At 65.1% G+C, this 22302-nt stretch carries 30 protein-coding genes and 2 tRNA genes; 10 read left to right on the forward strand and 22 right to left on the reverse strand.

Annotated features, from left to right (window positions below):
• Window positions 1-43 precede the first annotated feature (43 nt).
• The 3 genes from BM348_RS06545 to BM348_RS22165 form a co-directional block, all read right to left on the reverse strand.
• On the reverse strand, window positions 44-796 hold the full coding sequence (locus BM348_RS06545) for an isopentenyl phosphate kinase (protein WP_092903084.1): 753 nt from the start codon (window positions 794-796) through the stop codon (window positions 44-46).
• Window positions 793-1779, reverse strand: coding sequence for a mevalonate kinase (gene mvk / locus BM348_RS06550; protein WP_092903086.1), 987 nt, complete (start codon window positions 1777-1779; stop codon window positions 793-795). The genes BM348_RS06545 and mvk overlap by 4 nt, the downstream gene beginning before the upstream one ends.
• Before the next feature lie 98 nt (window positions 1780-1877).
• Window positions 1878-2006: a hypothetical protein gene (locus tag BM348_RS22165; RefSeq protein ID WP_281244672.1), complete on the reverse strand. Its 129-nt coding sequence runs from the start codon at window positions 2004-2006 to the stop codon at window positions 1878-1880.
• Between the two features lie 188 nt (window positions 2007-2194).
• Between BM348_RS22165 and BM348_RS06560 the strand changes: the two genes are divergently transcribed.
• Window positions 2195-3118: a thiamine-phosphate synthase family protein gene (locus tag BM348_RS06560; protein ID WP_092903090.1), complete on the forward strand. Its 924-nt coding sequence runs from the start codon at window positions 2195-2197 to the stop codon at window positions 3116-3118.
• A gap of 99 nt (window positions 3119-3217) precedes the next feature.
• Here the strand turns inward: BM348_RS06560 and rpsB are convergent, their stop codons facing one another.
• The 13 genes from rpsB to BM348_RS06625 all read right to left on the reverse strand — a co-directional run bounded on the left by rpsB (window position 3218) and on the right by BM348_RS06625 (window position 9396).
• On the reverse strand, window positions 3218-4009 hold the full coding sequence (rpsB, locus tag BM348_RS06565; protein WP_092903092.1) for a 30S ribosomal protein S2: 792 nt from the start codon (window positions 4007-4009) through the stop codon (window positions 3218-3220).
• Window positions 4006-5211 (reverse strand): phosphopyruvate hydratase, encoded by a 1206-nt coding sequence (gene eno / locus BM348_RS06570; RefSeq protein ID WP_092903094.1) that lies wholly within the window; start codon window positions 5209-5211, stop codon window positions 4006-4008. Before eno ends, rpsB begins: the two co-directional genes overlap by 4 nt.
• Window positions 5208-5387 (reverse strand): DNA-directed RNA polymerase subunit K, encoded by a 180-nt coding sequence (locus BM348_RS06575; protein ID WP_050050698.1) that lies wholly within the window; start codon window positions 5385-5387, stop codon window positions 5208-5210. Before BM348_RS06575 ends, eno begins: the two co-directional genes overlap by 4 nt.
• Window positions 5387-5581, reverse strand: coding sequence for a DNA-directed RNA polymerase subunit N (locus tag BM348_RS06580; protein ID WP_049952956.1), 195 nt, complete (start codon window positions 5579-5581; stop codon window positions 5387-5389). Before BM348_RS06580 ends, BM348_RS06575 begins: the two co-directional genes overlap by 1 nt.
• A 12-nt stretch (window positions 5582-5593) precedes the next feature.
• Window positions 5594-5992 carry a 30S ribosomal protein S9 gene (locus tag BM348_RS06585; protein ID WP_092903096.1) on the reverse strand — a complete coding sequence of 133 codons (399 nt, stop codon included), beginning with the start codon at window positions 5990-5992 and terminating at the stop codon, window positions 5594-5596.
• A complete protein-coding gene (locus BM348_RS06590; RefSeq protein ID WP_092903098.1) occupies window positions 5986-6435 on the reverse strand; it encodes a 50S ribosomal protein L13 in 450 nt (149 codons plus the stop codon). Before BM348_RS06590 ends, BM348_RS06585 begins: the two co-directional genes overlap by 7 nt.
• Window positions 6432-6785: a 50S ribosomal protein L18e gene (locus BM348_RS06595; protein ID WP_050050695.1), complete on the reverse strand. Its 354-nt coding sequence runs from the start codon at window positions 6783-6785 to the stop codon at window positions 6432-6434. The genes BM348_RS06590 and BM348_RS06595 overlap by 4 nt, the downstream gene beginning before the upstream one ends.
• A gap of 59 nt (window positions 6786-6844) precedes the next feature.
• Window positions 6845-6929: transfer RNA gene (locus tag BM348_RS06600), tRNA-Leu, on the reverse strand.
• A 131-nt stretch (window positions 6930-7060) separates the two neighbouring features.
• Window positions 7061-7810: a DNA-directed RNA polymerase subunit D gene (locus BM348_RS06605; RefSeq protein WP_092903100.1), complete on the reverse strand. Its 750-nt coding sequence runs from the start codon at window positions 7808-7810 to the stop codon at window positions 7061-7063.
• Between the two features lie 3 nt (window positions 7811-7813).
• Window positions 7814-8200 carry a 30S ribosomal protein S11 gene (locus tag BM348_RS06610; RefSeq protein WP_092903102.1) on the reverse strand — a complete coding sequence of 129 codons (387 nt, stop codon included), beginning with the start codon at window positions 8198-8200 and terminating at the stop codon, window positions 7814-7816.
• Window positions 8201-8722, reverse strand: coding sequence for a 30S ribosomal protein S4 (locus BM348_RS06615; RefSeq protein ID WP_092903105.1), 522 nt, complete (start codon window positions 8720-8722; stop codon window positions 8201-8203).
• Window positions 8722-9243 carry a 30S ribosomal protein S13 gene (locus tag BM348_RS06620; protein ID WP_092903107.1) on the reverse strand — a complete coding sequence of 174 codons (522 nt, stop codon included), beginning with the start codon at window positions 9241-9243 and terminating at the stop codon, window positions 8722-8724. The genes BM348_RS06615 and BM348_RS06620 overlap by 1 nt, the downstream gene beginning before the upstream one ends.
• A gap of 70 nt (window positions 9244-9313) precedes the next feature.
• Window positions 9314-9396, reverse strand: a tRNA-Ser gene (locus BM348_RS06625).
• A 204-nt stretch (window positions 9397-9600) separates the two neighbouring features.
• Between BM348_RS06625 and BM348_RS06630 the strand changes: the two genes are divergently transcribed.
• Genes BM348_RS06630 through BM348_RS06640 form a run of 3 tightly spaced genes read left to right on the forward strand, consistent with a single transcriptional unit; the run spans window position 9601 to window position 13096 of the window.
• The gene (locus tag BM348_RS06630; RefSeq protein ID WP_245779408.1) at window positions 9601-10581 is read left to right on the forward strand and encodes a DUF4129 domain-containing protein; all 981 of its coding nucleotides are present in this window, start codon (window positions 9601-9603) and stop codon (window positions 10579-10581) included.
• Window positions 10581-12554 carry a DUF58 domain-containing protein gene (locus BM348_RS06635; protein ID WP_092903109.1) on the forward strand — a complete coding sequence of 658 codons (1974 nt, stop codon included), beginning with the start codon at window positions 10581-10583 and terminating at the stop codon, window positions 12552-12554. The genes BM348_RS06630 and BM348_RS06635 overlap by 1 nt, the downstream gene beginning before the upstream one ends.
• Window positions 12551-13096 (forward strand): DUF7519 family protein, encoded by a 546-nt coding sequence (locus BM348_RS06640; RefSeq protein ID WP_092903111.1) that lies wholly within the window; start codon window positions 12551-12553, stop codon window positions 13094-13096. Before BM348_RS06635 ends, BM348_RS06640 begins: the two co-directional genes overlap by 4 nt.
• Here the strand turns inward: BM348_RS06640 and moaA are convergent.
• Window positions 13093-14145, reverse strand: a complete 1053-nt coding sequence (gene moaA, locus BM348_RS06645; protein WP_092903113.1) for a GTP 3',8-cyclase MoaA — start codon at window positions 14143-14145, stop codon at window positions 13093-13095. The two genes, BM348_RS06640 and moaA, sit on opposite strands and share 4 nt — an antisense overlap.
• A gap of 138 nt (window positions 14146-14283) precedes the next feature.
• On the opposite strand from moaA, the gene BM348_RS06650 reads away from it, so the two are divergent.
• Window positions 14284-14985 carry a helix-turn-helix domain-containing protein gene (locus BM348_RS06650; protein WP_092903115.1) on the forward strand — a complete coding sequence of 234 codons (702 nt, stop codon included), beginning with the start codon at window positions 14284-14286 and terminating at the stop codon, window positions 14983-14985.
• A gap of 51 nt (window positions 14986-15036) precedes the next feature.
• On the forward strand, window positions 15037-15267 hold the full coding sequence (locus BM348_RS06655) for a hypothetical protein (RefSeq protein ID WP_092903117.1): 231 nt from the start codon (window positions 15037-15039) through the stop codon (window positions 15265-15267).
• 48 nt (window positions 15268-15315) lie between these two features.
• Here BM348_RS06655 and BM348_RS06660 read toward each other — a convergent pair whose 3' ends face one another.
• From BM348_RS06660 to BM348_RS06670, 3 genes are all read right to left on the reverse strand, one after another.
• Window positions 15316-15900: an NAD(P)/FAD-dependent oxidoreductase gene (locus tag BM348_RS06660; protein ID WP_092903119.1), complete on the reverse strand. Its 585-nt coding sequence runs from the start codon at window positions 15898-15900 to the stop codon at window positions 15316-15318.
• A 144-nt stretch (window positions 15901-16044) separates the two neighbouring features.
• On the reverse strand, window positions 16045-16263 hold the full coding sequence (locus tag BM348_RS06665) for a DUF7535 family protein (RefSeq protein ID WP_092903121.1): 219 nt from the start codon (window positions 16261-16263) through the stop codon (window positions 16045-16047).
• 59 nt (window positions 16264-16322) lie between these two features.
• A complete protein-coding gene (locus tag BM348_RS06670; RefSeq protein WP_092903123.1) occupies window positions 16323-17123 on the reverse strand; it encodes an NAD-dependent epimerase/dehydratase family protein in 801 nt (266 codons plus the stop codon).
• Between the two features lie 89 nt (window positions 17124-17212).
• On the opposite strand from BM348_RS06670, the gene BM348_RS06675 reads away from it, so the two are divergent.
• The 3 genes from BM348_RS06675 (at window position 17213) to BM348_RS21200 (ending at window position 18633) form a co-directional block, all read left to right on the forward strand.
• Complete coding sequence (locus BM348_RS06675) at window positions 17213-17701, forward strand: SRPBCC domain-containing protein (protein ID WP_092903125.1); 489 nt, start codon at window positions 17213-17215, stop codon at window positions 17699-17701.
• 111 nt (window positions 17702-17812) lie between these two features.
• Window positions 17813-18373, forward strand: coding sequence for a DUF6735 family protein (locus BM348_RS06680; RefSeq protein WP_092903127.1), 561 nt, complete (start codon window positions 17813-17815; stop codon window positions 18371-18373).
• Between the two features lie 104 nt (window positions 18374-18477).
• The gene (locus tag BM348_RS21200) at window positions 18478-18633 is read left to right on the forward strand and encodes a hypothetical protein (protein ID WP_175507120.1); all 156 of its coding nucleotides are present in this window, start codon (window positions 18478-18480) and stop codon (window positions 18631-18633) included.
• A 74-nt stretch (window positions 18634-18707) separates the two neighbouring features.
• On the opposite strand, the gene BM348_RS06685 is transcribed toward BM348_RS21200, so the two are convergent.
• Window positions 18708-19175 carry an adenylyltransferase/cytidyltransferase family protein gene (locus BM348_RS06685; RefSeq protein ID WP_092903129.1) on the reverse strand — a complete coding sequence of 156 codons (468 nt, stop codon included), beginning with the start codon at window positions 19173-19175 and terminating at the stop codon, window positions 18708-18710.
• A gap of 91 nt (window positions 19176-19266) precedes the next feature.
• The gene (locus tag BM348_RS06690) at window positions 19267-19767 is read right to left on the reverse strand and encodes a Mov34/MPN/PAD-1 family protein (RefSeq protein WP_092903131.1); all 501 of its coding nucleotides are present in this window, start codon (window positions 19765-19767) and stop codon (window positions 19267-19269) included.
• A gap of 253 nt (window positions 19768-20020) precedes the next feature.
• On the opposite strand from BM348_RS06690, the gene BM348_RS06695 reads away from it, so the two are divergent.
• Window positions 20021-22273, forward strand: coding sequence for an NADP-dependent malic enzyme (locus BM348_RS06695; protein WP_092903133.1), 2253 nt, complete (start codon window positions 20021-20023; stop codon window positions 22271-22273).
• Window positions 22274-22302: the final 29 nt, after the last annotated feature.

Raw genomic sequence — 22302 nt, forward strand, 5'->3', positions numbered from 1 at the left:
CGGCGACTGTCACGATCTCCCATGGGCGGGAAAAGAACGACGCTCACTCGATGGACGTTCCGACTCTCTGGCCGGCCAGAAACGAGTCGATCGACTCGAGCCCGAAAATCGAGGCGGGAGCCTCGAGTTCGAGCAGCGTCCGGACCTTTCCCGCCATGCCGCCGGTCACGTCCGTCGCCTCGCTCTCGCCGAGGATCGCGTCGACGTCTTCGAACGACGTGATCCGATCGACGACGGCGCCGTCGTCGTCGAGCACGCCAGGAACGGTCGAACAGAGTCCGACGCGGTCCGCGCCGAGCGCTCGAGCGAGTTCCGTGACCAGTTCGTCGCCGCTGATGATCGTCACTCCCGCCCCCGCTGTCGCGATGATGTCGCCGTAGAGTACCGGGACGAACCCCGCCTCGAGCATCGCCTCGATCTGTGCGGTCGGCAGCGAGAGCGCGCCCGTCTCGTCTCGGGAGGCAGTCGAAAACGGATGGACGGGAACGGCGGGCACGTCCTGTGCGTGGAGTCGGGAGAGGACGAACTGATTGAGCGTCTCCATCGCGCCGTGGATGTCGACCACCGCCTCGATCTCGTCTGTCCCCTCGGTCGTCGTGACCCCGTGTTCGCTCGCGTGGTGGTGGCCGAAGCTGCCGCCGCCGTGAACGACGACCAGCCCGTCCGTGAGCGACCCCCCCTCGAGTGCAGAAGCGACCGCGGCCGCCGACCGCTCGAGGGCCGGTCCGTCGAGGGTTTCCGGTCGTTCCTTGTCGGTGATGACGCTGCCGCCGAGTTTCAGGATCGTCGCGCTCATTCGAGCCGACACACCCCTTCGTCGGCGAGTTCCGCCCGGAACGCGTCCTCACAGCCGGGCGTGAACTTCAGCGCCGTTTCGGTCGCTTCGCTCGGGTCGAGCGCGACGATACAGCCGCCGCCGCCCGAACCCGTCAGTTTCGCGCCGTATGCATCTGCGTCCCGGGCCGCCCAGACCATCGCGTCGAGCGACCGAGACGAGACGCCGAGCGCCGAGAGCAAACCGTGATTGAAGTTCATCAACCGACCGAGTTCTTCGACGTCTCCATCGGCCAGCGCCTGCTCGCCGTTCCGGACAATGTTTCCGATCGATTCGACGGTGTTCGCCGCGAACTCGTACTCCTCGCGCAGGTCGCGCACGTCTGAGACGAGCTGTCCGGTGTCGCCCGCGCCGCCGTCGAAGCCGATCACGATCGGCAGGTCGGGCGCGTCGATCGTCCGGCAGTCGTCGCCCTCGACCCTGACCGCGCCGCCGGTCGCCGAACAGAACGTGTCCGCTCTCGATGCCTGTCCGTCCTGAACCTCGTACTCGGTTCTGAACGCGCGATCTGCGATCTCCTCGACCTCGAGGGTCGTCCCGAGTTCGCGCGTTCCGGCGTCGATCGCGGCGACGGCGACGGCGGCCGAGGAGCCCAGACCCGCCCCGAGCGGGATATCGCTCTCGATGGTGACGTCGAAGCCGACGTCCTCCTCGCCGGTCACGGCCCGGACCTGCGCAATTGCTTCGTCGACGTAGCCCGTCGCGGCCGCCAGCAGCGACTCGGAGACGTCGATATCAGGTTCGTCCTCGGTCCGTCCGCCGTACTCGACGGTAAACCCGTCGAGGCTGAGATCCTCCGCGTTGACTCGAATCTTCTCGTCGTCGCGGCGCTCGACGCCGACGCGTGCGCGCTGTTCGATCGCACAGGGAACTGCGGGCTCCCCGTAGACGACCGCGTGCTCCCCGAAGAGGTACACCTTCCCGGGAGCGCTCGAGAGTGCCATTATCGACAGATTCGTGTCTCTCGGCTTAATACCTGTCTTCCGGAGATTCTGTGTAACTGACCAACACTGTCACGCGGACCGATACTGTCGGGTCCGATTTAGAGAACGAGCGCAGCGAGCAGCTGGTAGACGATCCCGGCCGCGAAAATCGCGAACAGCAGACCAACGGCCAACATCACCGCGGGCGGGAGGTGCTCTTCTTCGAATGTGAAGAGGTACTGTCTCATACGTTCACTGTCGAGTCTCGACGGGTATGTCTTTCGTTGTTTCGCGCGGGTTCGCTGGTTCATCGATCCGGACGACGTGTTCGGCTCGAGCACGGTGTCCGATCCGACTGGAATGCTCGACTCGACGGTGCGTTCGGTTCGCGCAGTGTAGTCGAATTTATGGCACTGACGGCACAACCACCGAGAACATGTCGCTGGTCCTGCCGAGCGAACTCGTCGTCGACCGATTCCTTCCGACGGTCAGGGCGATGCTCGCGAGACGGCTCTCCGAACGTGGGATGACCCAGAACGAGATCGCGATCGAACTGAGCGTCACCCAGGCCGCGATCAGCAAGTACGTCGCCGGGGAGGCGAGCGGCGAGGAACGGTTCCGGACCGATCCGGATACGGTGGCGACGGTCGACCGACTCGCCGAGGGCATCCACACCGGCGAGATGGACGGCTACGACGCCCTCGCCGAACTCCTCGCGTTGATCCAGCGCCTCGAGGATCGAGGCCCCATCTGCGAACTTCACGAGGAGGAGATGCCCGAACTGCAGGGACTCGGCTGTGACCTCTGCGTTCGCGGGCTCGACACGGACGTTCGGGCCGAACGCGAGGTCCTCGCGGACGTCCGATCGGCCGCGCGCACGCTCGCAACCATTTCCGGTATGGCCGAGTACGTTCCGAACGTCGGAACCAACGTCGGAATGGCCCTCCCGGACGCGAGCGACGAAACCGACGTCGCCGCGATTCCCGGCCGAATCTACTCGATGAGCGGGCGCGTCGAGGTGCCGGCCAATCCCGAGTTCGGCGCCTCGAGCCACGTCGCGACGGCCGTGCTCGCAGCGAACACGGTCGATCCGGAAATCCGCGGCGCGATCAACATCGCGACAGACGACCGCTTACTCGAGGCCGCGAGCGAACTCGGATACGATCCGCTCGAGTTCGACGCCAGTTACGAGGAGCGGGCGGATCGCCTCGAGACGCGCTTCGCCGAAGCGAGTGGCGTTCCCCGCGTCGCATACCACCGCGGCGCGTTCGGCATCGAGCCGATCACGTTCGTCTTCGGCGCGACGGCGACCGACGCCGCCGCCCGACTGCACGAACTCGTCGAAATCGCCTCGGGCTAAAGCTAACCGCGTATCGAGGAAATCGTTCTCTCGAGTGCGAGTTGCGACCGCTGGCGGCGCTCTCCGGATCGGAACCGAAACGAGAAAATTCGCGTCGAATCAGACCATACTCTCGAAGTCCTCGAGTGAGTACGACGGCTCGGCGCCGCGCTTGTCGAGGACTTCGTTCGCGAGCAGCCAGTAGACGACTGAGAGGGCCTTTCGACCCTTGTTGTTCGTCGGAACGACGAGGTCGACGTTACTGGTCTGGTTGTTCGAGTCACACATCGCGATGACGGGAATCCCGACGGTGATGGCCTCTTTGACGGCCTGGGCGTCACCGATCGGGTCCGTGACGACGACGACGTCGGGTTCGATGTAGCCGTCGTACTTCGGGTTGGTGAGCGTCCCCGGGATGAATCGGCCCGTTCGCGCTCGAGCGCCGACGGCCTCGGCGAACTTCTCCGCCGGGAACCGACCGTACTGGCGACTCGAGGTGACCAGGATCTGCTCGGCGTCGTAGTTCGAGAGGAAGTCCGCGGCCGTCCGAATGCGGCCGTCGGTCTTCGAGACGTCGAGGACGTACAGGCCGTCGGTCCGGACGCGGTGGATGAACCGCTCCATGTCCGCGGTCTTTTGCTGGGTACCGATATGGACACCGGCACCGAGGTAGTCCTCGACGGGGATGAGCAGGTCCGCTTCCTCGTCGGACATCACGTCGTCGTCGAGGGTCGGTCCCGCGTCCTCGTCTGGTTCGGCCTCGGCCGGTTCGTCGGCGTCGGCGGACTGTTCGTCTGCTGGCTCGACGTCGTCGGCGGGATCGGCGGCGGGACCGGCCCCTTCGGCCGGCTCCTCGTCGATCTCCTCCTCGGCGGCGTCGAGCCCTTCCTGTTGTGCGTCGTTGTCAGTCATGTCGCGTCGTCTGCGATTCTGATAAGCTCGTTTAACTTTGCGGTTCGCTCGCCGCCGACGGCACCCGTCTTGATGAACGGGGCGTCGGTCGCGACGGCGAGGTGTGCAATCGTCGCGTCTTCGGTCTCGCCCGACCGGTGGGAAACGACCGAATCGTAGCCGTGCTCGGTCGCGAGTTCGATCGCGTCGAAGGCGTCGGTGAGCGTCCCGATCTGGTTCGGCTTGATCAGGATGCTGTTTGCCGCGCCGCGGTCGATGCCGGTGGCGAGTCGCTCGGTGTTGGTGACGAACAGATCGTCACCGCAGACGAGCGTCTTGTCTCCGACCCTGTCGGTCAGCTCGGCGAACGCCCCGTAGTCGTTCTCGTCGAGCGGATCCTCGACGTAGACGAGATCGTATTCGTCGACGAGCGTCGCGATGTACTCGATCTGCTCGTCGGTCGTACAGGTCGTATCGCTGTACTCGTAGACGCCGGCTTCGTCGTCGTACATCTCCGCGGCGGCGACGTCGAGTCCGAAACCGATCTCGAAGCCGACTTCCTCGGAGACGGCAGAGACGGCCTCGTCGACGAGTTCGAACGCCTCGTCGTCGTCGATCGACGGTGCCCACGCGCCCTCGTCGCCCTTGCCGCAGGCGACGCCGCGTTCCGCCAGCAGGTCCGATACCTTCGCGTGGACGGCCGCGTTCGCGAAGACGGCGTCGGCGACGCTCGGCGCGCCGACGGGTGCGGAGAGGAACTCCTGGATGTCGGTCGCGTCGGCGGCGTGTTCGCCGCCGCCGACGACGTTCCCGAGCGGCGTCGGGAAGTCCCGGCCCCGAAAGGTCCCGCCGAGATGCTGGAACAGCGGCGCGCCGAGCACGTCGGCCCCCGCTTTCGCCGCGGCCATCGAGATGGCGACGGCGCTGTTCGCACCGATCTTCGAGAAGTCGTCCGTTCCGTCGGCCGCGCGGAGCGCGCCGTCGACTTCGCGCTGGTTCCCCGCGTAGACCTCACCGACGAGTCGCGGCACGGCGTGTTCGCGCGCCGCAGCGATCGCCTCGCTGGCCGGGCGCTCGATCGCTTCGTACTCGCCCGTACTTGCCCCCGATGGAGCTGCGGCGCGACCGAACCCGCCGCTTTCGGTCAGCACGTCGGCCTCGACGGTCGGGTTCCCCCGCGAGTCGAGGATCCGTCGGAGGCGAACGTCGGTGATGAGCGTCATTGCTTCCCTCGTTTGACCGTAAACGGCAGTGCGTCGGCGTCGTACTCTTCGGCGGCGACGAGAATCGGCTCGGTCTGGTCGGTGTCGATCAGAACGGGCGCTCCATACGACACCTGCAGTGCTCGAGCGCCGAGAATTCGTGCCTTCTCGTATCGGTTGTGGTGTTGCTGTTGCATTACTGGTATGGTGAGACGACGTCGACGAGGTCGCGGTGTGAGACGAGCATGCGCCGACAGCAGTAGCGCTCGACACCGAGTTCGTCGAGCACTGCTTCCGGATCCTCGTCTCCCTCGTTCGCTCGTTCGTCGAATTCTTCCCAGTGTTCGGCGACGACGTTACCACACGTGAAACACCGGACCGGTACCATCATATCTGAATCACCTTAGCGGTAGGACTTCTGGTAGCGCGCCCGAGCGCCCGGGCCGCCCCACTTTTTGGGTTCGGACTGGCGAACGTCGTTGACGAGCAACGACCGATCGAACTCCATGTAGGCGTCTCGGAGTTCGGCGTCGTTTGCGTGCTGGACGATCCCGCGAGCGATGGCGGTTCGGACGGCGTCTGCCTGCCCGCTGATGCCGCCACCCTCGACGCGAACGTCGATATCGACTCCGTCCCGGAGGTCGTCGCCGGCGATGCGGAACGGTTCGAGCATCTTGAGCCGGGACATCTCCGGCTCGACCAGCTCGACCGGCTGGGAGTTGATTCTGACGCGACCTTCGCCGTCTTGAACGGTCGCCCGAGCGACCGCGGTCTTCTTCTTACCACTTGTGTTCGTTACCATGTGACGTTAGCACCTAACTGTTCTGCGACTTCGTGAAGGTGAACGAAACGGATGTTCGAGAGCCGATCGAGCGACGTGTCCTCGAGGATCTCGGCCTCGCGGTCGTCGTCGTTCTCGTAGGGGTTGCCGACGTAGACGCGGACGCCTTCGAACGCCTCGCGGCCGCGTGGTTTCTTGTGCGGCAACATCCCGCGGATGGACCGCTTGAAAATCATGTCGGGACGGCGTGGGTATGCCGGCCCCTGATCGGAACTGAGCTGCGTTCGCGTCCGGTAGGTGTCGATAACGTCGTCTCTGTCGCCGGTGATGACCGCATCTTCGGCGTTGACCACGGCGACCGTCTCGCCGTCCAGTGCGCGCTGTGCGACCTGGCTGGCCACGCGACCGAGGATGCAGTCTCGAGCGTCGACGACGACGTCCGCATCGAACTCTGCGTAGCTCATGCGATCACCCGGACGTCGCTTCCTTCTGGGTTCTCTTCGAGCACTTGCTCGAGCGGTACTGGCTCGCCGACCTGGTCGATTTTCGTCTCTGCCGACGACGAGAAGTCGACGGCGGCGACGGTGACGTTCTTCTGGAGTGCGCCCGAACCCAGCACCTTGCCGGGAACGACGACGGTCTCTTCTTCTCGCGCGTACCGCTCGATGCGCCCCAGGTTCACTTCCGCGTGACTCCGACGGGGTTTCTCGAGACGGTCCGCGATATCACGCCAGACGTCTGCGTCCGCGCTTCGCGAGGCGGACTTCAGCTCGGCGATAAGATCGTTGAGCCTCGGATTGGTTTTACTACTCATTGGTGTCCTCCAAATGCTGCAAAGGTGCGACTCTCGACGTGAGAGTCGCGGAGAAGTGATGCAGGGAGCAGGATTTGAACCTGCGGACTCCTACGAGACAGCGCCCTGAACGCTGCGCCGTTGGCCTGACTTGGCTATCCCTGCCCGCACTTCCGTCTACCCCTCGCCCCTTCAAACCCCTTTCGGTTCGCGTGACTGTCGGCGCGCCGCTCTCGTAGCCGGCGGCGGCGGCCATCATCTGGGTTGCGGGGGGTTGGGGTAGTGTCATCCGTTGATTATAGCTGTACTGCTTCTTCGAGTTCCGTCGCGCGGGCCTCGAGCGTGTCGACGGCTCGCGTGACGAGTTCGGCGACGGTGAACGATCCGTCGGTCTCGACGTGGAAGACGAAGGCGTTCGGCACGTCTTCGACGGTCACTTCCTTGCCGGGATACCGGTTCGACAGGTCGTCGTCGAACTCGCTGGTCGGGATCAGTTCGCCGTCGTCCTCGATGACGCCGCGAACGATCCGGGACTGTTCGTCCTCGAACTCGGGGAGGTCGCCGTCGACGGTGACGCGCTGGAGATGGCGGTAGCCGACGGCCACGCCGCCCTGATGTTTGGCGTGGTCTTTCCCGCGCTCGACGACGGCGTCGGCCTCGGCCTCGAGACGCTGGTCGTCTTTGAGGTCGATGATCGGAACGTTGTCCTCGGCCGGCTGGACGAGGCTGTCACTCGAGACGAGATCGCCCGAGTACGCCGTTCGCGGTCCCTCGACGTCGATCGAGAGCGTGACGGTGTCGCCGTCGACGAACTCGCCTTCGGGCGGAGTCGTAAGCGGGACGAGCCCGAGTCGAAGCGCGAGCTGTTCGTCGAACATCACCGACGAGTTCTCGATAAAGCGGACCTCGTCGATGGCCATCGTCGGCACGTCGGCGACCATCGCTCGACGGAGGCCGTTCGCGAACGCGGGGGTGACCCCGCGGACGAGGAATCGAGCCTTTCGATCCCCGGTTTCGACGAACTCGACGTCGTACTCTGCGGTCATGGTCTAGTATCCGCCCTTTCCTTTCGGGGCACGCGATCCGTCGTGTGGGATCGGCGTGACGTCCTCGATGCGACCGATCTCGATGCCGGAGCGGGCGAGCGCGCGAATCGTCGCCTGGGCGCCGGGACCGGGTGACTTCTGCAAGTTGCCACCGGGGCCGCGCACGCGGACGTGAAGACCTGTGATGCCGGCTGCTTTGACCTCTTCGGCTACCCCTTCTGCCATCTGCATGGCGGCGTAGGGAGACGCTTCGTCGCGGTTTTGCTTGACCGCGGTCCCGCCGGAGGACTTCGCGATCGTCTCCGCGCCCGTGAGGTCTGTCACGGTCATGATGGTGTTGTTGAACGATGCGTGTACGTGGGCAACGCCCCATTTATCGTCGTCTGCCATTTATTGTTCCTCCGCTCGTTCTGGGTGGAGTTCGTCCGCGAGTGGACTGTTCTCGTCGAATTCGACGTCGTCTTCCTCGTCGACGTCGACGACGTACGACGGTATCGTGTGTCGACGGTCGCCGACGACGACGTGGCCGTGACTGATGAACTGACGGGCCTGCTGTGGCGTGTTCGCCAGTCCGTTCCGGTAGACGATGGTTTGAAGACGACGCTCGAGAACGTCCTCGATCTCTAAGGAGAGGACGTCGCCGAGTTCGTCGGCCTCGTCGAGGTAGCCGACGCGGGCGAGTCGGCCGAGGAACTCCTCGGTTCGTCGGGCGACTGCCGCCTCGTCCTGTGACTGTGCGAGCAGGTCACGGGCCTCGCGCCGGTAGGAGCGAAGCTGGGACTGTGCACGCCAGAGCTCTTCTTTGTTCGTCAGGCCGTAGCGATCGAGCAGCGAGTGCTCGCTTGCGATGCGCTCGCCCTGGTAGGGATGGTTCGGCGTCTCGTAGTTTTTGGTGTCCGTTCCGAGTGGCATTATTCGTCATCCTCCTCGGCGGCGGCTTCCTCCGCCTGTTCTTCCCGGATCTCCTCGACGTTGACGCCGATCGTCCCCTCGGTACGACCGGTGGACTTGGTTCGCTGTCCGCGAACCTTCTGGCCGCGCTTGTGGCGGACGCCCTTGTAGGAGTCGATCATCTTCATCCGGTTGATGTCTTGCTGTCGGGTCAACTGGAGGTCGTTACCGATCTCGTGAGTGGTTTCGCCGGTGTAGAAGTCGTTCTGGCGGTTCGCGAGCCAGTCAGGGACTTCGTCGGCGTAGTTCTCGACGACCTCGACGACCTCGTCGATGACGTCTTCGTCCAGTCGACCGAAGGTTGCGGTGCGGTCGACTTCAGCTTCCTCCGCGATGATACGCGCGGTCCGACGACCGACGCCGTTCAGTTCGGACAGCGACCGTTCGACGGATTTCGTCCCGTCGAGGTCGGTCTGACCGATGCGGACGAAGTACTGAAGGTCTTCATCCTCTTCTTGTTCTTGTGGTTCTTCCTCGCTCATATGTCGTGTATCTCTGTCTTTCGTGCGCGCACGGAAGGCTGACGCAAGCGCGCCAGTACTGTGAATCCGACGTCGTGGCGGGGATTTGAACCCCGGAGGCTTGACGCCACATGGTTAGCAACCATGCGCCTTGGGCCGCTTGGCTACCACGACACCGTGTCTGTTATCGTCGCCCGTCTGGACTCGGGGATCGGTCCCCTACACGTATCGCATCGAAAGCTACCCCCGTCGAGTACTTAAGGGCAACGAAAGGAATTTCGCGACCGCCTCGTGGATCGGCCAATTCGACCCGTCTCGTCGCTGAACCCATCAACGCGGCTACGAGCAATTGTGAACCGATTGAACTTATTGTGATCCGTGAAAAACGCGGACCAACAGGTGTCCCGAAACGACCTCGCCCTCCGAATCGGTGCCGCCCTCGCCGCTATCGTCTCGATCGGACTGGTTGCTGCCACGATCCGATCACCGCTGGAAACGGGCGGCACCGGTGGATCCGGCGGGGGTGAAGATGGCGGTTCCGGTGTAGGTGGGCAATCGGGATTCCAATCGGGAGGTGGAGAAAGCGTCCCGGAGTTCTTCGAGTACCTCGTGTATGCGCTCCTCATCGTCGTCGCGATTGCCATCGCTTGGTACTTGCTCTTTCATCGGCGGGAGCTCCTCGGGATGGTCGCAGCAGTGATCGCGGTCGTTGGCGTTCTCGTCCTTTTGGTGTGGCTGTTCATGGAGCTCGGCGGGGACCCGAACCTCGAGCCGCCGAACCGCAGCGCCGGGTCACAACCGGGCCAGGGCGGAGGAAATCCAGGTCAGGGAGAGAGAGAGCGCACTCCGATTTCGATCGGACCGCTGGTGGGTGTGCTGGCGGTCATCACCGCGATCTTCGCCGGCGCGCTCGTGCTCACCAACCGGCGGTCCGACGGCGACGAACTCGCTGCGAGCGAGGAGTCCGGCCTCGAGGACGATATCGAACGCGCGGCCGTCGGCGAAGCGGCCGGTCGCGCTGCGACGCGGATCGAGGCGGCCGACGACGACGTCGACAACGAGGTGTACCGGGCCTGGGAGGAGATGACCGAGCTTCTCGAGGTCGATCGCCCGGAGACCAGCACGCCGGGCGAGTTCGCCGACGCGGCGATCGACGCCGGTCTCGCCCGCGAGCACGTCAAAGACCTGACTCGGCTGTTCGAAGCCGTCCGCTACGGCGGCGTCGAGACGACGGCCGAAATGGAAGCGCGTGCCGTCGCCGTCCTCCGCGAGATCGAAACCGAGTACGCCGACGATGGAGATGGGAGCACCGACCACGTGGATGGAGGCACTGACGGGCAGACCGGAGGTGGTACCTGATGAGCGTGCGCACCGGATGGCTCGCTCTGGGCCTTCTCAGTTTTCTCGGCGGCGTCGCCGTGCTGACCGGGGCTATCGGCCTCGGGGTCGGACACGGGACTCTCGTCACGGTCGCCTGCGGCCTGTTGCTCGGGGCCGTTACGACGCTCTCGAGACGTCGGGGTAACAGAGAACAGACCGGGACGCCGGATCCCGAACGCACCTATCGCGTACCCGCCCCCGGGTCGTCGCTCGCGGACGCGATCGGGCAACTTCGAGAGACCCAAGGGATCTACACCGCCCACAGTCGACGGTTCGTCGACGGGCTTCGGACCGCCGTCGTCGCCGTGCTCACGCGCTTCGAAGGGCGGCCCGTCGAGGAGGCGCAGGATCGACTCGAGACGGGCGAGTGGACCGACGACCGGCGGGCGGCGGCGTTCCTCTCCGAATCGGTCGACCCGCCCTCGAGTTCGGTCCGGCGACGCCTCTCGGCCGCGCTCAATCGCGAGACGACGTTTCGGAACGGGATTCGACGGACCGGTGCGAGCATCGCACGTATCGGGTACGGCGACGGATCGACCGGTTCCGACCCAAATTCGCTACCGAAGTACGAGGAAACCGATACCACGCAAACTGACCGGGATCCGCGGACGACGAGCAAACGCGTTCGCGGAACCGAACACGCTCGCGAGCGTTCGACCGGGTACTGGACCGGCGTCGGGGCCGTCGCGCTTCTCGCGGTCGGTATCGGCACTCTCGCCGAGTCCCCGGCGGTCGTTCTCGCGGGCGTCGTCGGCGTCGGATACGCTGGCTTCGCTCGCGCGTTCGACCCCCCGGTCCCGCGGATCGCTCTCGACCGAACGGTGTCGAACGAGTCACCCGAACCCGGCGACGAAGTGGACGTGAGCCTGACGGTCACCAACGAGACCGATCGGTTGCTCCCCGATCTCAGACTCGTCGACGGCGTGCCGCCGGGGCTGACCGTCACCGACGGCACGGCCCGGATCGGAACCGCGTTGCGACCGAACGAGTCGGTCGCGCTCGAGTACACCGTCACCGCTCGTCGCGGCACTCACGAGTTCGATCCCGCGCTCGTGCTCACGCGCGACCCGTCGCGAGCGAACGAGCGGCAGGTCTACGTCGGCGAGGAAACGTCGATCGTCTCCGCACCCGTCTTGCGTCCGATCGCTGCGCCCGTCCCGCTTCGGGCGACGGCGGCGTCGTTCGCGGGTCGCCTCCAGACGACCGACGGTGGCACCGGAACCGCGTTCCACTCGGTTCGGGAGTACCGGCGCAACGATCCGCTCAACCGGATCGACTGGAACCGCCACGCCCGAACGGGCGAACTCGCGACCCTGGAGTTCCACGAGGAGCGGGCGGCACGAGTCGTTCTCCTGCTCGACACCAGGATCGACGCCTATCTCGCGCCGTCACCGGACGACCGACACGCCGTCGATCGATCGGTCGCCGCTGCGGGACGAACCGCGGCGACGCTCCTCGAGAACGGCGACACCGTCGGACTCGCCGCGATAGGCCCCGGACGATCGACGGCCGAGGAGGGGGCCTCCTCGAAACAGGAGCCCTGCTGGCTCGCTCCGGCGGCGGGGCGACACCACCGCGTCGAGTTCGAACGGCTGCTCGCGACCCACTCGCAGTTTTCCGCCGTAGCGCCCAAACGCGGGACACAGTGGTTCGGTCAGCTTCGAACGCTCCGTCGGCGATTCTCCGCGGAAACGCAGATCCTCTTTTTCTCGCCACTGTGTGACGCGGGGAGCCTCGAGATCGCCCAGAAACTGGAGGCACGCGGCTACCCGGTGACGGTCGTTTCGCCGGATCCAACGACGGATCGAACGACCGCCCAGCAACTGGCGGGCGTCGCGAGACGCATCCGGCAGTTCGACCTGCAACGCGCCGGGGTTCCAGTCGTCGACTGGGCGGCCGGAGAGTCGATCGACGACGCCTTCGCTCGCGTCGACGCGGGTGATATCAGATGAGCGACGTCACCCGACGGCCCACGGCGGTTTCGCGGGCGGTCGCTATCGGCGGTGCGATCGTCGCCGTACTGGCCGCGACGATGGGGTCGATATACGGCTTCGGAATCGGCGTCGTCGGCCTGGCGGTGCTCGCGCTCGGACTCGCATGGGGCAACCGAGACGCTATCGACGTCGGCTCGCTGGCAATCTTCGCCGGCGTCGTCGCCGGTGGATTACAGGGAGAATCGGTCGAGTTGACCGTCCTCGCGACGATCGGAACGGTCCTCGCGTGGGACCTCGGCCACGACGCGACGGACCTCGGCGAACAGCTCGGCAGAGAGGCCGAGACGGCGCGCCTCGAGGGCGTCCACGTCCTCTCGAGTCTCTTGATCGGTCTCGTCGCGGCGACGCTCGGCTACGGCGTCTACGTCTTCGCGGCCGGCGGCCAGCCGATCGCGGCGGTCGTGTTGTTCGTCCTTGCGGGGGCCGCTCTCGTGGTCGCGCTGGGCTCGAGTCGCGATGGCGGCGAGTGGACGGAGAGTTCTAGCTCCCGTCGTCGTTAGTTCTCGGCCGCCGAGGTGTCGGGACCGTCCTCGAGGTAGCTCTCGTTTACCACCCAGTGGCCGTCGTCGTTCCGGACCATGTACTCGCCGTAGTAGGGGACCCGCTGTTCGACGACGTCGCGAAACGCGTCGCGGATCTCGGGTTTGGACATCTCTCCCATCGGTTTGAGGTCGTCGTTGCGGTTGAGACAGCCCTTGAGATAGCCGTCGTGAGTGACCCGTACTCGGTGGCAGTTCGCACAGAACGTCGGGTTTTCGACGGGGTCGACGATCTCGACCATGCCGCGGCCGGTTTCCGACTCGTTCGACGTTTCGTCGCCCGCGTCATCGGTTTCGGCACCCGCGTCATCGGCGGCGATCCAGTAGCGCTTTCGGTCGTGCATCTCCCGGTGTTCGATCTCGTCGGCCCGTTCTGCGAGCCAGTCGTGGACTCGTTCGATATCGATCGCCCACTCCGGATTGCCGGTCAACTCCGGCATGTACTCGATGAGCTGGAGCTGGAGGCCCTCGTTTTCGGCGACGTGGTCGACCATTCCTGGCACGTAGCCCGCCGTGTGCTCGAAGACGACCATGTTGAGCTTGACGGGGTCAAGTCCGGCTTCGAGCGCCGCGTCGACGCCCTCGAGCACTCGTTCGTAGGCGCCGCTTTTGGTGACCGCCGCGAAGTCCTCTGGGTCGAGGGCGTCCTGCGAGACGTTGACCCGCTCGAGGCCCGCCTCGACGAGGTCGGGCGCGCGACCGGGAAGGAAAGTTCCGTTCGTCGTCAGCGAGACTTCCATCGAATCGGGCGTTCGAGCGATGATCTCCTCTAAGTCCTGCCGGAGCATCGGTTCGCCGCCGGTGAACTTCACCGCGTCTACGTCGAACTCCGCGGCGACCTCGAGAAAGCGGACCACGTCGTCGGTCCCCATCTCGTCGTCCTGCGGGTCCATCGGTCCGCGGGTGTCGCCGAGTCCCTCGTTGTGACAGTAGACGCAGTCGAAGTTACACCGATCGGTGAGCGAGACGCGAACCCCCGTCACGTCGCGTCCGAACTCGTCGGTGAGCATGTTCACACGTTGCAGACGGATCCGCTTAAAGACGCCGGGAAATAGCGGGTATCGTAACCTAAACCAGTTACGTCAGACGGGCGGTAGCGATCGCACCTAGGGGAGTCTTTCTTGAGTATGGTCCGCGTAGTTCAGCGTATGAGTACGATTGCGGAACTAACGATTCCGACCGACGAGTTCGCGCTTCGGGAAACCCTCGAGTCGGTCGACGACATCTCCGTCGAGATCGAACGCGTCGTCGCCCACGGTCCCGATAGCGTCATGCCCTACCTCTGGATCTCCGGGGACGAATCGTCGATGGCGAATATCGATGCCCTCCTCGAAGACGATCCGAGCGTCGACGAGGCCGACCTCCTCACCGATCTCGACGAGGAACGGCTCTACCGGCTCAACTGGATCGACGACGTGACCGTGATCGTCCACATCCTGACCGAGGAGAAGGCGACGGTCCTACAGGCGGCAAGCGAGGGTCAGTGGTGGCAGTTTCGCGTGCTCTTTCCCGAACGGGAGTCGCTGGCGAACACATACGACTTCGCGCGCGAGCAGGGATTCTCGCTCGACATCCAGAAGATCCACCAACTCGAGGAGGGCCGAGAGGGGCGCTACGGCCTGACCGACGCTCAGTACGAAACGCTCGTCTCGGCGCTCGAGGGCGGTTACTACGAGATCCCGCGGGATACAGACATGGAGTCGCTCTCCGACGAACTCGACATCTCCCATCAGGCGCTCTCCGAGCGGCTCCGGCGGGCGCATCGCTCGCTCGTCGAGGAAGCCGTCACGATCGGTCACGACGAGAACGGCGACGCCGTCGAGGGCGTCGAGCCGGACGCGACGAACTAGCGGATCGAGTTCGACACAAGACATACCCCGGAACGAACTGTAGGACTCGCCATGAACGAGGACATGCTCGAGGATCAGGCCCGGTTGGTCGCGCTGCTCCGCGAGGAGGGCTGGGACGTCACCGACGTCGAACTGTCGGCCTACGACAGCCCGTGGGAGGACTCGAACGATCCCGAGGCGACGATCACGCTCACGGCGCGAAAACCCTACGAGGACGACGCGGAACGCGATGAAGAAGAGTCCGACGGGACGGGCGACGACAATCCGTTCAGGATCAAGTAGCCGCCCGAAACCTACCGTCGTCAGCCGTTCTACTCGTCGCCAGCTATCCTACTCGTCGTCGACCATGCCACCGAACGCGGCGTCGGCGTCGGCGGGCACGTCGAAGTCGTGGTAGTGTTCGCCCTTCTCCTTCGTAAGAATATTCAGGGCTGCCGCCGCGCCGTCGCCCGCGGAGATAACCGCCTGCCACTCCTCGGCGCGTCCCATCGCTCCTGTCGCGTAGGCGTCTTCGACGCTCGTCTCCATCGTGATATCGACGTCGACCACGTCGCCGTCGAACGCCACGCCGAGCGAATCGGCGAGCTCGCGGTTGGCTCCCGTCGCGAGGACGACGTAGTCCGACTCGAACGAGTCGTCTTCGGTCTCGACCGCGAACCCGTCGTCGGTCTCGGAGACGTCGGTCACTTCCTCGCCCTGCCGGAGGTCGACGCCGTAGCTTTCGACCTGACGGCGGGCCGTCGCCATGAACGCCGTCCCGTCCTCCGAGCCGAGCCCGAGGTAGTTGAACAGGTGGGCCTTGTGCATCCACGTCCCGTCGGTGTCGAACACGGTCGTCTCGAGGCCGTTTTTCTGTGTGAACATCGCTGCGCTCAGTCCGGCGGGGCCGCCGCCGACGACGATTACGTCAGTCATGAACGATCGTATCTACGTGGTTCTGTCCTGTTAGCTGTTGGTGTCCCCACCACCGACTGCCGCAGAGTCTCCGCGAGCGGGACAGAACGCGACCCCACTCGAGGTAAACGACGGAAAACTGTCGAAATCGGCCAGAGCCTCGCTTCAGGAGCTATCGCCCGCGCCGCCGAAATTCCGTTTCCAGCCGCGCCGCGATCGTTCGTCGTCGTCCGTAGACAACACCCGGTAGAGGACGTACCCGACGACGACCACGGGCAACAACGGCAACAACAAAATCGCGATCAACACGGCGACGATGTAGCCGAGCGTCGACATCTCGAAGTTCGGTCCGTAGCCCGTCGATTCGGACACGTCGGTAGCCATACGTGTCGCTTGCGGACCCACAGTAATCCCCTTTTCGAAGACGAGGGGCGATCGCTCGCCTAGCCGGTTTCGAGACCGGCCCGATCGTCGGGTTCATCGTCTAGCACGTCGCTCGAGTCGTCTCGCGGACGGTAACCGAGCGCGAGCATCGTTTCTGTCAGCGAGAGGAATCGATCCGCGTTCCGCGAGATGCCGTGTGCGACCACCGGCGACGCCTCGAGCGTACACGTCGCCGCACGCCGGAGGACGCGCCGACAGTCCTCGGGACTGAGCCACATCGCACGCGCGTAGCGCTCGCCCGCGCCGTCGCGGTCGGCACACTCGGCGCGCAACTCCTCGCGGCTGAGGAGCCAGCCGATTCGGAGGCTGACGACCTCTATCCCAGTCCGGTCGGCGTAGTACTCGCCCATCGCTTCGCCGAGCACTTTCGTCACGCCGTAGTAGGTGTCGGGGGCCGGCGGGTCGTCCGGTCGGATTGCGGTCGGATTCCCGACGGTCGACTCCGGGCGGATCGGCGAGACGGTGTTTCCCATGTTGACGGCGTGGTTCGAACTCGCGAAGACGACGCGCTCGAGCCCGTTCTCCGCGGCCGCCTCGAAGGCGTTGTAGACGCCCTCGACGTTCGGTCCCGAAACCTCGTCCCACTCGGCCCGCGGATCGGCGTTCGCGGCGAGGTGAATCAACACGTCCTCGTCGGCCAGCCCCGCCGCGAACGCCGCCCGGTCTTCGATCTCGAGCGTCGTCGTCTCGAGGTCGTCGCTCTCGCTGTGGGAAAACAGCGTCAGCGCGTCGTCGGGAAACGCTCGGATCGCTTCCCGGCCGACGCGTCCCGACGCGCCCGTGATCGCGATAGCTGTCATACGGTGTCGTCGACTTCGAGTGAGAAAGAACTCGGGGCGGCGTCTGCCGGGGCGACAGGCGCATTGCCTCTCGAGTGGTAGAGAGCACCATGATAACTGTCGAGGCTTTCGAGGAGATCGACGCGCCTCGAGCGGCCGTCTGGGAGACCCTCCTCGCGTTCGATAGCTATCCCGCCTGGAATCCGTTCGTCCGCTCGGTAGTGGGGCTCCCGGTCGAAGGCGAACGCCTGGTGGTTACCGTTCGGCCGCCCGGCGGGCGCGCGATGACGTTCACGCCCGAGGTCGTCGCCGTCGAGACGAACCGACGGCTCGCGTGGCGCGGAGAGCTGGGCGTTCCCTTCGTATTCGACGGCTACCACGAGTTCAGGCTCGAGGCCCTCGACGACGGGCGACGGACGCGGCTGCTCCAGCGCGAGACGTTTCGGGGCGCGCTCGTCCCGGTACTGCTGGATCGGGACGGAATCGAACGCGGATTTCGGGCGATGAACCGCGCGCTCAAGACGCGAGTCGAGAACGCATCTCGGCACCGAACCGAGGCGGAATCGCGGACGAAGCCGAGCGGATCGCTGCGCGGCTAACCTCGTCCTGACGTTCAAGTAGGGTGGCGGCACCAAGCCCGGTGATGGAGCCCCACGAACGACCGATTGTTCGCATCGATTCGGAGTATCCACACGCGCTTCCCGAGGCGAATGGGACATAGAGCGCTCGTCGCCTACCGACGGCCCGACCACCTCTACGACCTCCGTTACAGTCACTGGGGCGCGGCCGACCTCGAGGTGGCAGCTCGGATCGACGCCGACGCGCCGCTGGGATCGGGCACCGTCGATTCGGCGGTGCTCGCCGACTCGGTCGCGCTCGAGCGCGTCCTCACGGGTTATCTCGATCCCTGCGCGTACGAGGCGCTCTATCTGGTCTCGACGGACTTCGAGGTCAGATCCTACCGCGTCTGCTGGCTCGAGTGGGGGGACGGCCGCCAGCAGGGCCGGGGAGCCATCGTCGAGGTGCCGTCTGCCGACGACGGTCGGACGCTTCCGGTCTGGTTTCGCGCCACGAAGACCGTCCTCGCGGACGCCATCGAGATGGGCGCGCTCTCGAGGCGCGCCGCCCAGTCGTATCTCGAGGCGCGAGTCGCCGAGGAGAGAGACGGCCGCGTCTACACCTATCGCGGAACGGATGGCACCGACGATGACGACGGTTCCGACGAGTTCGTGCCGACGCCGGACCAGTGGCTCGACGAGGACGACTGGTGATCGGACGCCCCGGCGACGAGTCGCCGATAGGCCTCGACCGGTTGGACTTTCGAATTCTGGCAGCGGGTTTTCGAGCCTCTAGAACGGAGTCTCCAGTACACGTCATGTCTAAATACTGTCTCCAGTGCGAGTGGCACGTCAGCGACGCCATGGACTACACCGAAGCGGAGGCCTCGAGGGAGGCGATCGAACACTTCGTGGAAACCGGTCACTCGATCGACTCGCTCCGGCTCCCGCCGCCGGTCGTGTCTCGCAACTGACGGTCGGACGGCGGCCGGTGCAAGAAACGGCGTCCGCTCGCGGATTCGCGCTTCCGTACGAACCCGGTCGACGATCAGCCGCGACGCTTGAGGATCCGGTCGACGATCAGCCGCGTCGAGAGGAGTTCGTCGTCGTGGGCCGGCTCTCGGGGATCGGCCCGTTCGACTTCGCAGGTAATGCCCCGTCGCGCGAGTTCGGCTTCGATCGCCTCGTCGTCGTGGTGCTGGTCGTGACCGAGCGCGATTACGTCCGGTTCGAGTTCCTCGATCGGGACGAAGATGTCTTCTTCGTGGCCGAGGATCGCCTCGTCGACCACCTCGAGTGCGTCGACGACGTCGCGACGCTGGCGAGCGCTGCAGATCGGCCGTTCCTTGTGGTCGACGTTGCTCTTTCTGGCGACGATGACGACGAGTCGCTCGCCCATCGCCGCCGCTTGCTCCAGATAGTGGACGTGTCCGGGGTGAAGGATGTCGAAGGTCCCTTGCGCGACCACCGTCTGGGGAGCGGATCTGACACCCTCGTCCGCGTCGCTCCGCGTCATCGTTCGCCTCCCGGTCTCGTTCGGGGACGGTTCGATCGCTCGAGGCGTCGGTTCGGCTTCGATACGTCCGCCGTCGGCGCGTCGGTGCGAATCACTCCCATTGCAGATCCTCGTCGATGTCGGCCTGTGTGAAATCGAAGAACTCCTCGGCGTCGGGTAGCTCGACCTCGAGGACGTTCAACTGCGTCGGTTTTCCCTGCGAATCGAACGCCCGCCAGTCCGAGCGCTGATACGGCGCGCCGATGATGACGTGGACGCTGCCGCGGCCGAACGTCTCGAGGTCGGCGTCGCTCGGTCGAACGACGCCGTTCGGGTGGGAGTGGATACTCCCGAGCGCCTTGACGTCGTTCGGAATCATGTTCGTTCGAACGGTCGCGCTGACGCTGTTGGTCTCGGTCCCCGGAACGACGAGCACGTCGGTGATGACGAGCCCGTCTCGCTCGAGTCCGAGCGCGCTCGCCTCGGTCCCGCGGAGAAAGCCCATGTACTCGTTGGGATGGGTCTCCGCCGAGGACTCGAGTGCGAACTCGAGCGTTTCCTCGGCGATTCCGAGGACCTCGCTCGAGCGAAACAGCGCGTCGAACAGCCCCATACACGCCTATCCGGCCTTGCGGTTGCTAAACGTTCCGAATGGAGCACGAAGGGGTCCGTTTCCCGGCGAACCGCTTCGCTTCCTCGCCGAATGGCTGTGTGTGCCCTCTCAAGCGGCTCGACACGCTCACACGACCGAACGGCTGCAAACGGACAGCCGATTGCGTAGCTTGTTTCGGAAACCGTGTCGAATATACACATTCTACATCCATTGTAGATCAATACTTTAAATTCGCCCTGACAAACGGCTATCCATGGGACTCGAAGAGGACGCCCTCGACTATCACAGCGACGACCCGCCCGGAAAGATCGAAATTCGAACGACGAAACCGACGAACACCCAGCGCGATCTCTCGCTGGCGTACTCGCCGGGCGTTGCGGGGCCGTGTCGCGAAATAGCGACGAACGCCGACGACGCCTATCGGTACACCGCAAAGGAGAACCTCGTCGGCGTGGTCTCGAACGGCTCCGCCGTGCTCGGCCTGGGCGACATCGGCGCGCAGGCGTCGAAACCGGTCATGGAGGGAAAGGGCGTGCTCTTCAAGCGCTTCGCCGATATCGACGTGTTCGACGTCGAACTCGACCTCGAGGACCCGGACGCGTTCGTCGATGCGGTCGCGGCCATGGAGCCGACCTTCGGCGGCGTCAATCTCGAGGACATCGCCGCGCCGGAGTGTTTTCGCATCGAGGAGCGGCTTCGCGAGCGGATGGACGTGCCGGTGTTTCACGACGACCAGCACGGGACCGCGATCATCAGCGGGGCCGCGCTGTTGAACGCCGTCGAACTCGTCGAGAAGGATCTCTCCGATCTCGAGGTCACCTTCGCGGGCGCGGGCGCGGCGGCGGTGGCGACCGCCCGGTTCTTCGTCTCGCTCGGGATCGACCGCGCGAATATCACGATGTGCGATATCGACGGGATACTCACGACCGAACGGGCGGAAGCGGGCGATCTAAATCCGTACAACCGCGAGTTCGCGTCCGATCGCTCGGGCGAGGAACTGGCCGACGCGATGGTCGACGCCGACGTCTTCGTCGGCCTCTCGGCGGGCGGGATCGTCTCACAGGAGATGGTCCGCTCGATGGCCGACGATCCGATCCTCTTCGCGATGGCCAACCCCGACCCCGAAATCGGCTACGAGCGAGCGAAGGCCGCCCGAGACGACACCGTCATCATGGCCACGGGCCGGTCGGACTACCCGAATCAGGTCAACAACGTCCTCGGCTTCCCGTTCATCTTCCGGGGCGCGCTCGACGTGCGAGCGAGGCAGGTCAACGAAGCGATGAAAGTCGCCGCAGCCGAGGCGCTCGCCGACCTGGCGAGACGCGACGTTCCCGACGCCGTCCGCAAGGCCTACGGCGACCAGCCGCTCCAGTTCGGTCCCGAGTACATCATCCCGAAACCGCTCGATCCGCGGGTACTCTTCGAGGTCGCACCCGCCGTCGCCGGGGCCGCGATGGAAACCGGCGCTGCTCGAACCGACATCGATCTCGAGGCGTACGTCGAGCGACTCGAGGCGCGACTCGGAAAGTCCCGCGAGATGATGCGGATCGTGCTCAACAAGGCCCAGAACGAGCCACAGCGGCTCGCCCTCGCTGAGGGCGACCACGAGAAGATCGTTCGAGCGGCCTTCCAGATCGCAGACCGCGGGATCGCCGATCCCGTGTTGATCGGCGACGAGGACGAGATCGGATCGATCGTCGAGGAACTCGGTCTCGAGTTCGATCCCGACGTGGCCGATCCGACCACTGGATCGTACGATCGCTACGTCGAAACGCTGTACGACGACCGAAAGCGAAAGGGCGTCACCCGCACCGAGGCCGAGGAGATGATTCGAGAGAGCAACTACTTCGCCTCCGCGATGGTCGAGAGCGGCGACGCCGACGCGATGTTGACGGGACTGACCCACCACTACCCGTCGGCGCTTCGCCCGCCGCTGCAGGTCATCGGCACCGCCGAGGACGCCGACTATGCGGCCGGCGTCTACCTGCTGGCGTTCAAGAACCGCGTGATCTTCGTCGCCGACGCGACGGTCAACCAGAACCCGGACGAGGCGGTGCTGGCCGAGGTAACGAAACACACGGCGGCGCTCGCTCGGCGGTTCAACGTCGAACCCCGCGCGGCGTTGCTCTCGTACTCGGACTTCGGGAGCGTAGACAACGACGGGACGCGCAAACCGCGTCGCGCCGCCGAACTGCTCTCGGAGGATCCGGCGGTCGACTTCCCCGTCGACGGCGAGATGCAGGCCGACACCGCGGTCGTCGAAGACATGCTGACAGACACCTACGAGTTCTCCGACCTAGAGGAGCCGGCTAACGTGCTCGTCTTCCCGAACCTGGAGGCGGGTAACATTTGTTACAAGCTGCTCCAGCGACTCGGCGGTGCGGAGGCGATCGGCCCGATGCTCGTCGGCATGGACAAACCGGTTCACGTCCTCCAGCGCGACGACGAAGTCACCGACATCGTCAACCTCGCGGCCGTCGCCACCGTCGACGCACAGCGACGGTGACTACCGGCTTGCATCCGCCCCCGGTCGTT

Source organism: Halostagnicola kamekurae, from assembly GCF_900116205.1.
GTDB lineage: Archaea > Halobacteriota > Halobacteria > Halobacteriales > Natrialbaceae > Halostagnicola > Halostagnicola kamekurae.

What these genes read in the sequence shown, in the direction of transcription:
- BM348_RS06545 (WP_092903084.1), bottom strand. Translation starts at nt 796, where the DNA reads ATGAGCGCGACGATCCTGAAACTCGGCGGCAGCGTCATCACCGACAAG.
- mvk (WP_092903086.1), bottom strand. Translation starts at nt 1,779, where the DNA reads ATGGCACTCTCGAGCGCTCCCGGGAAGGTGTACCTCTTCGGGGAGCAC.
- BM348_RS22165 (WP_281244672.1), bottom strand. Translation starts at nt 2,006, where the DNA reads ATGAGACAGTACCTCTTCACATTCGAAGAAGAGCACCTCCCGCCCGCG.
- BM348_RS06560 (WP_092903090.1), top strand. Translation starts at nt 2,195, where the DNA reads ATGTCGCTGGTCCTGCCGAGCGAACTCGTCGTCGACCGATTCCTTCCG.
- rpsB (WP_092903092.1), bottom strand. Translation starts at nt 4,009, where the DNA reads ATGACTGACAACGACGCACAACAGGAAGGGCTCGACGCCGCCGAGGAG.
- eno (WP_092903094.1), bottom strand. Translation starts at nt 5,211, where the DNA reads ATGACGCTCATCACCGACGTTCGCCTCCGACGGATCCTCGACTCGCGG.
- BM348_RS06575 (WP_050050698.1), bottom strand. Translation starts at nt 5,387, where the DNA reads ATGCAACAGCAACACCACAACCGATACGAGAAGGCACGAATTCTCGGC.
- BM348_RS06580 (WP_049952956.1), bottom strand. Translation starts at nt 5,581, where the DNA reads ATGATGGTACCGGTCCGGTGTTTCACGTGTGGTAACGTCGTCGCCGAA.
- BM348_RS06585 (WP_092903096.1), bottom strand. Translation starts at nt 5,992, where the DNA reads ATGGTAACGAACACAAGTGGTAAGAAGAAGACCGCGGTCGCTCGGGCG.
- BM348_RS06590 (WP_092903098.1), bottom strand. Translation starts at nt 6,435, where the DNA reads ATGAGCTACGCAGAGTTCGATGCGGACGTCGTCGTCGACGCTCGAGAC.
- BM348_RS06595 (WP_050050695.1), bottom strand. Translation starts at nt 6,785, where the DNA reads ATGAGTAGTAAAACCAATCCGAGGCTCAACGATCTTATCGCCGAGCTG.
- BM348_RS06605 (WP_092903100.1), bottom strand. Translation starts at nt 7,810, where the DNA reads ATGACCGCAGAGTACGACGTCGAGTTCGTCGAAACCGGGGATCGAAAG.
- BM348_RS06610 (WP_092903102.1), bottom strand. Translation starts at nt 8,200, where the DNA reads ATGGCAGACGACGATAAATGGGGCGTTGCCCACGTACACGCATCGTTC.
- BM348_RS06615 (WP_092903105.1), bottom strand. Translation starts at nt 8,722, where the DNA reads ATGCCACTCGGAACGGACACCAAAAACTACGAGACGCCGAACCATCCC.
- BM348_RS06620 (WP_092903107.1), bottom strand. Translation starts at nt 9,243, where the DNA reads ATGAGCGAGGAAGAACCACAAGAACAAGAAGAGGATGAAGACCTTCAG.
- BM348_RS06635 (WP_092903109.1), top strand. Translation starts at nt 10,581, where the DNA reads ATGAGCGTGCGCACCGGATGGCTCGCTCTGGGCCTTCTCAGTTTTCTC.
- BM348_RS06640 (WP_092903111.1), top strand. Translation starts at nt 12,551, where the DNA reads ATGAGCGACGTCACCCGACGGCCCACGGCGGTTTCGCGGGCGGTCGCT.
- moaA (WP_092903113.1), bottom strand. Translation starts at nt 14,145, where the DNA reads ATGCTCACCGACGAGTTCGGACGCGACGTGACGGGGGTTCGCGTCTCG.
- BM348_RS06650 (WP_092903115.1), top strand. Translation starts at nt 14,284, where the DNA reads ATGAGTACGATTGCGGAACTAACGATTCCGACCGACGAGTTCGCGCTT.
- BM348_RS06655 (WP_092903117.1), top strand. Translation starts at nt 15,037, where the DNA reads ATGAACGAGGACATGCTCGAGGATCAGGCCCGGTTGGTCGCGCTGCTC.
- BM348_RS06660 (WP_092903119.1), bottom strand. Translation starts at nt 15,900, where the DNA reads ATGACTGACGTAATCGTCGTCGGCGGCGGCCCCGCCGGACTGAGCGCA.
- BM348_RS06665 (WP_092903121.1), bottom strand. Translation starts at nt 16,263, where the DNA reads ATGGCTACCGACGTGTCCGAATCGACGGGCTACGGACCGAACTTCGAG.
- BM348_RS06670 (WP_092903123.1), bottom strand. Translation starts at nt 17,123, where the DNA reads ATGACAGCTATCGCGATCACGGGCGCGTCGGGACGCGTCGGCCGGGAA.
- BM348_RS06675 (WP_092903125.1), top strand. Translation starts at nt 17,213, where the DNA reads ATGATAACTGTCGAGGCTTTCGAGGAGATCGACGCGCCTCGAGCGGCC.
- BM348_RS06680 (WP_092903127.1), top strand. Translation starts at nt 17,813, where the DNA reads ATGGGACATAGAGCGCTCGTCGCCTACCGACGGCCCGACCACCTCTAC.
- BM348_RS21200 (WP_175507120.1), top strand. Translation starts at nt 18,478, where the DNA reads ATGTCTAAATACTGTCTCCAGTGCGAGTGGCACGTCAGCGACGCCATG.
- BM348_RS06685 (WP_092903129.1), bottom strand. Translation starts at nt 19,175, where the DNA reads ATGACGCGGAGCGACGCGGACGAGGGTGTCAGATCCGCTCCCCAGACG.
- BM348_RS06690 (WP_092903131.1), bottom strand. Translation starts at nt 19,767, where the DNA reads ATGGGGCTGTTCGACGCGCTGTTTCGCTCGAGCGAGGTCCTCGGAATC.
- BM348_RS06695 (WP_092903133.1), top strand. Translation starts at nt 20,021, where the DNA reads ATGGGACTCGAAGAGGACGCCCTCGACTATCACAGCGACGACCCGCCC.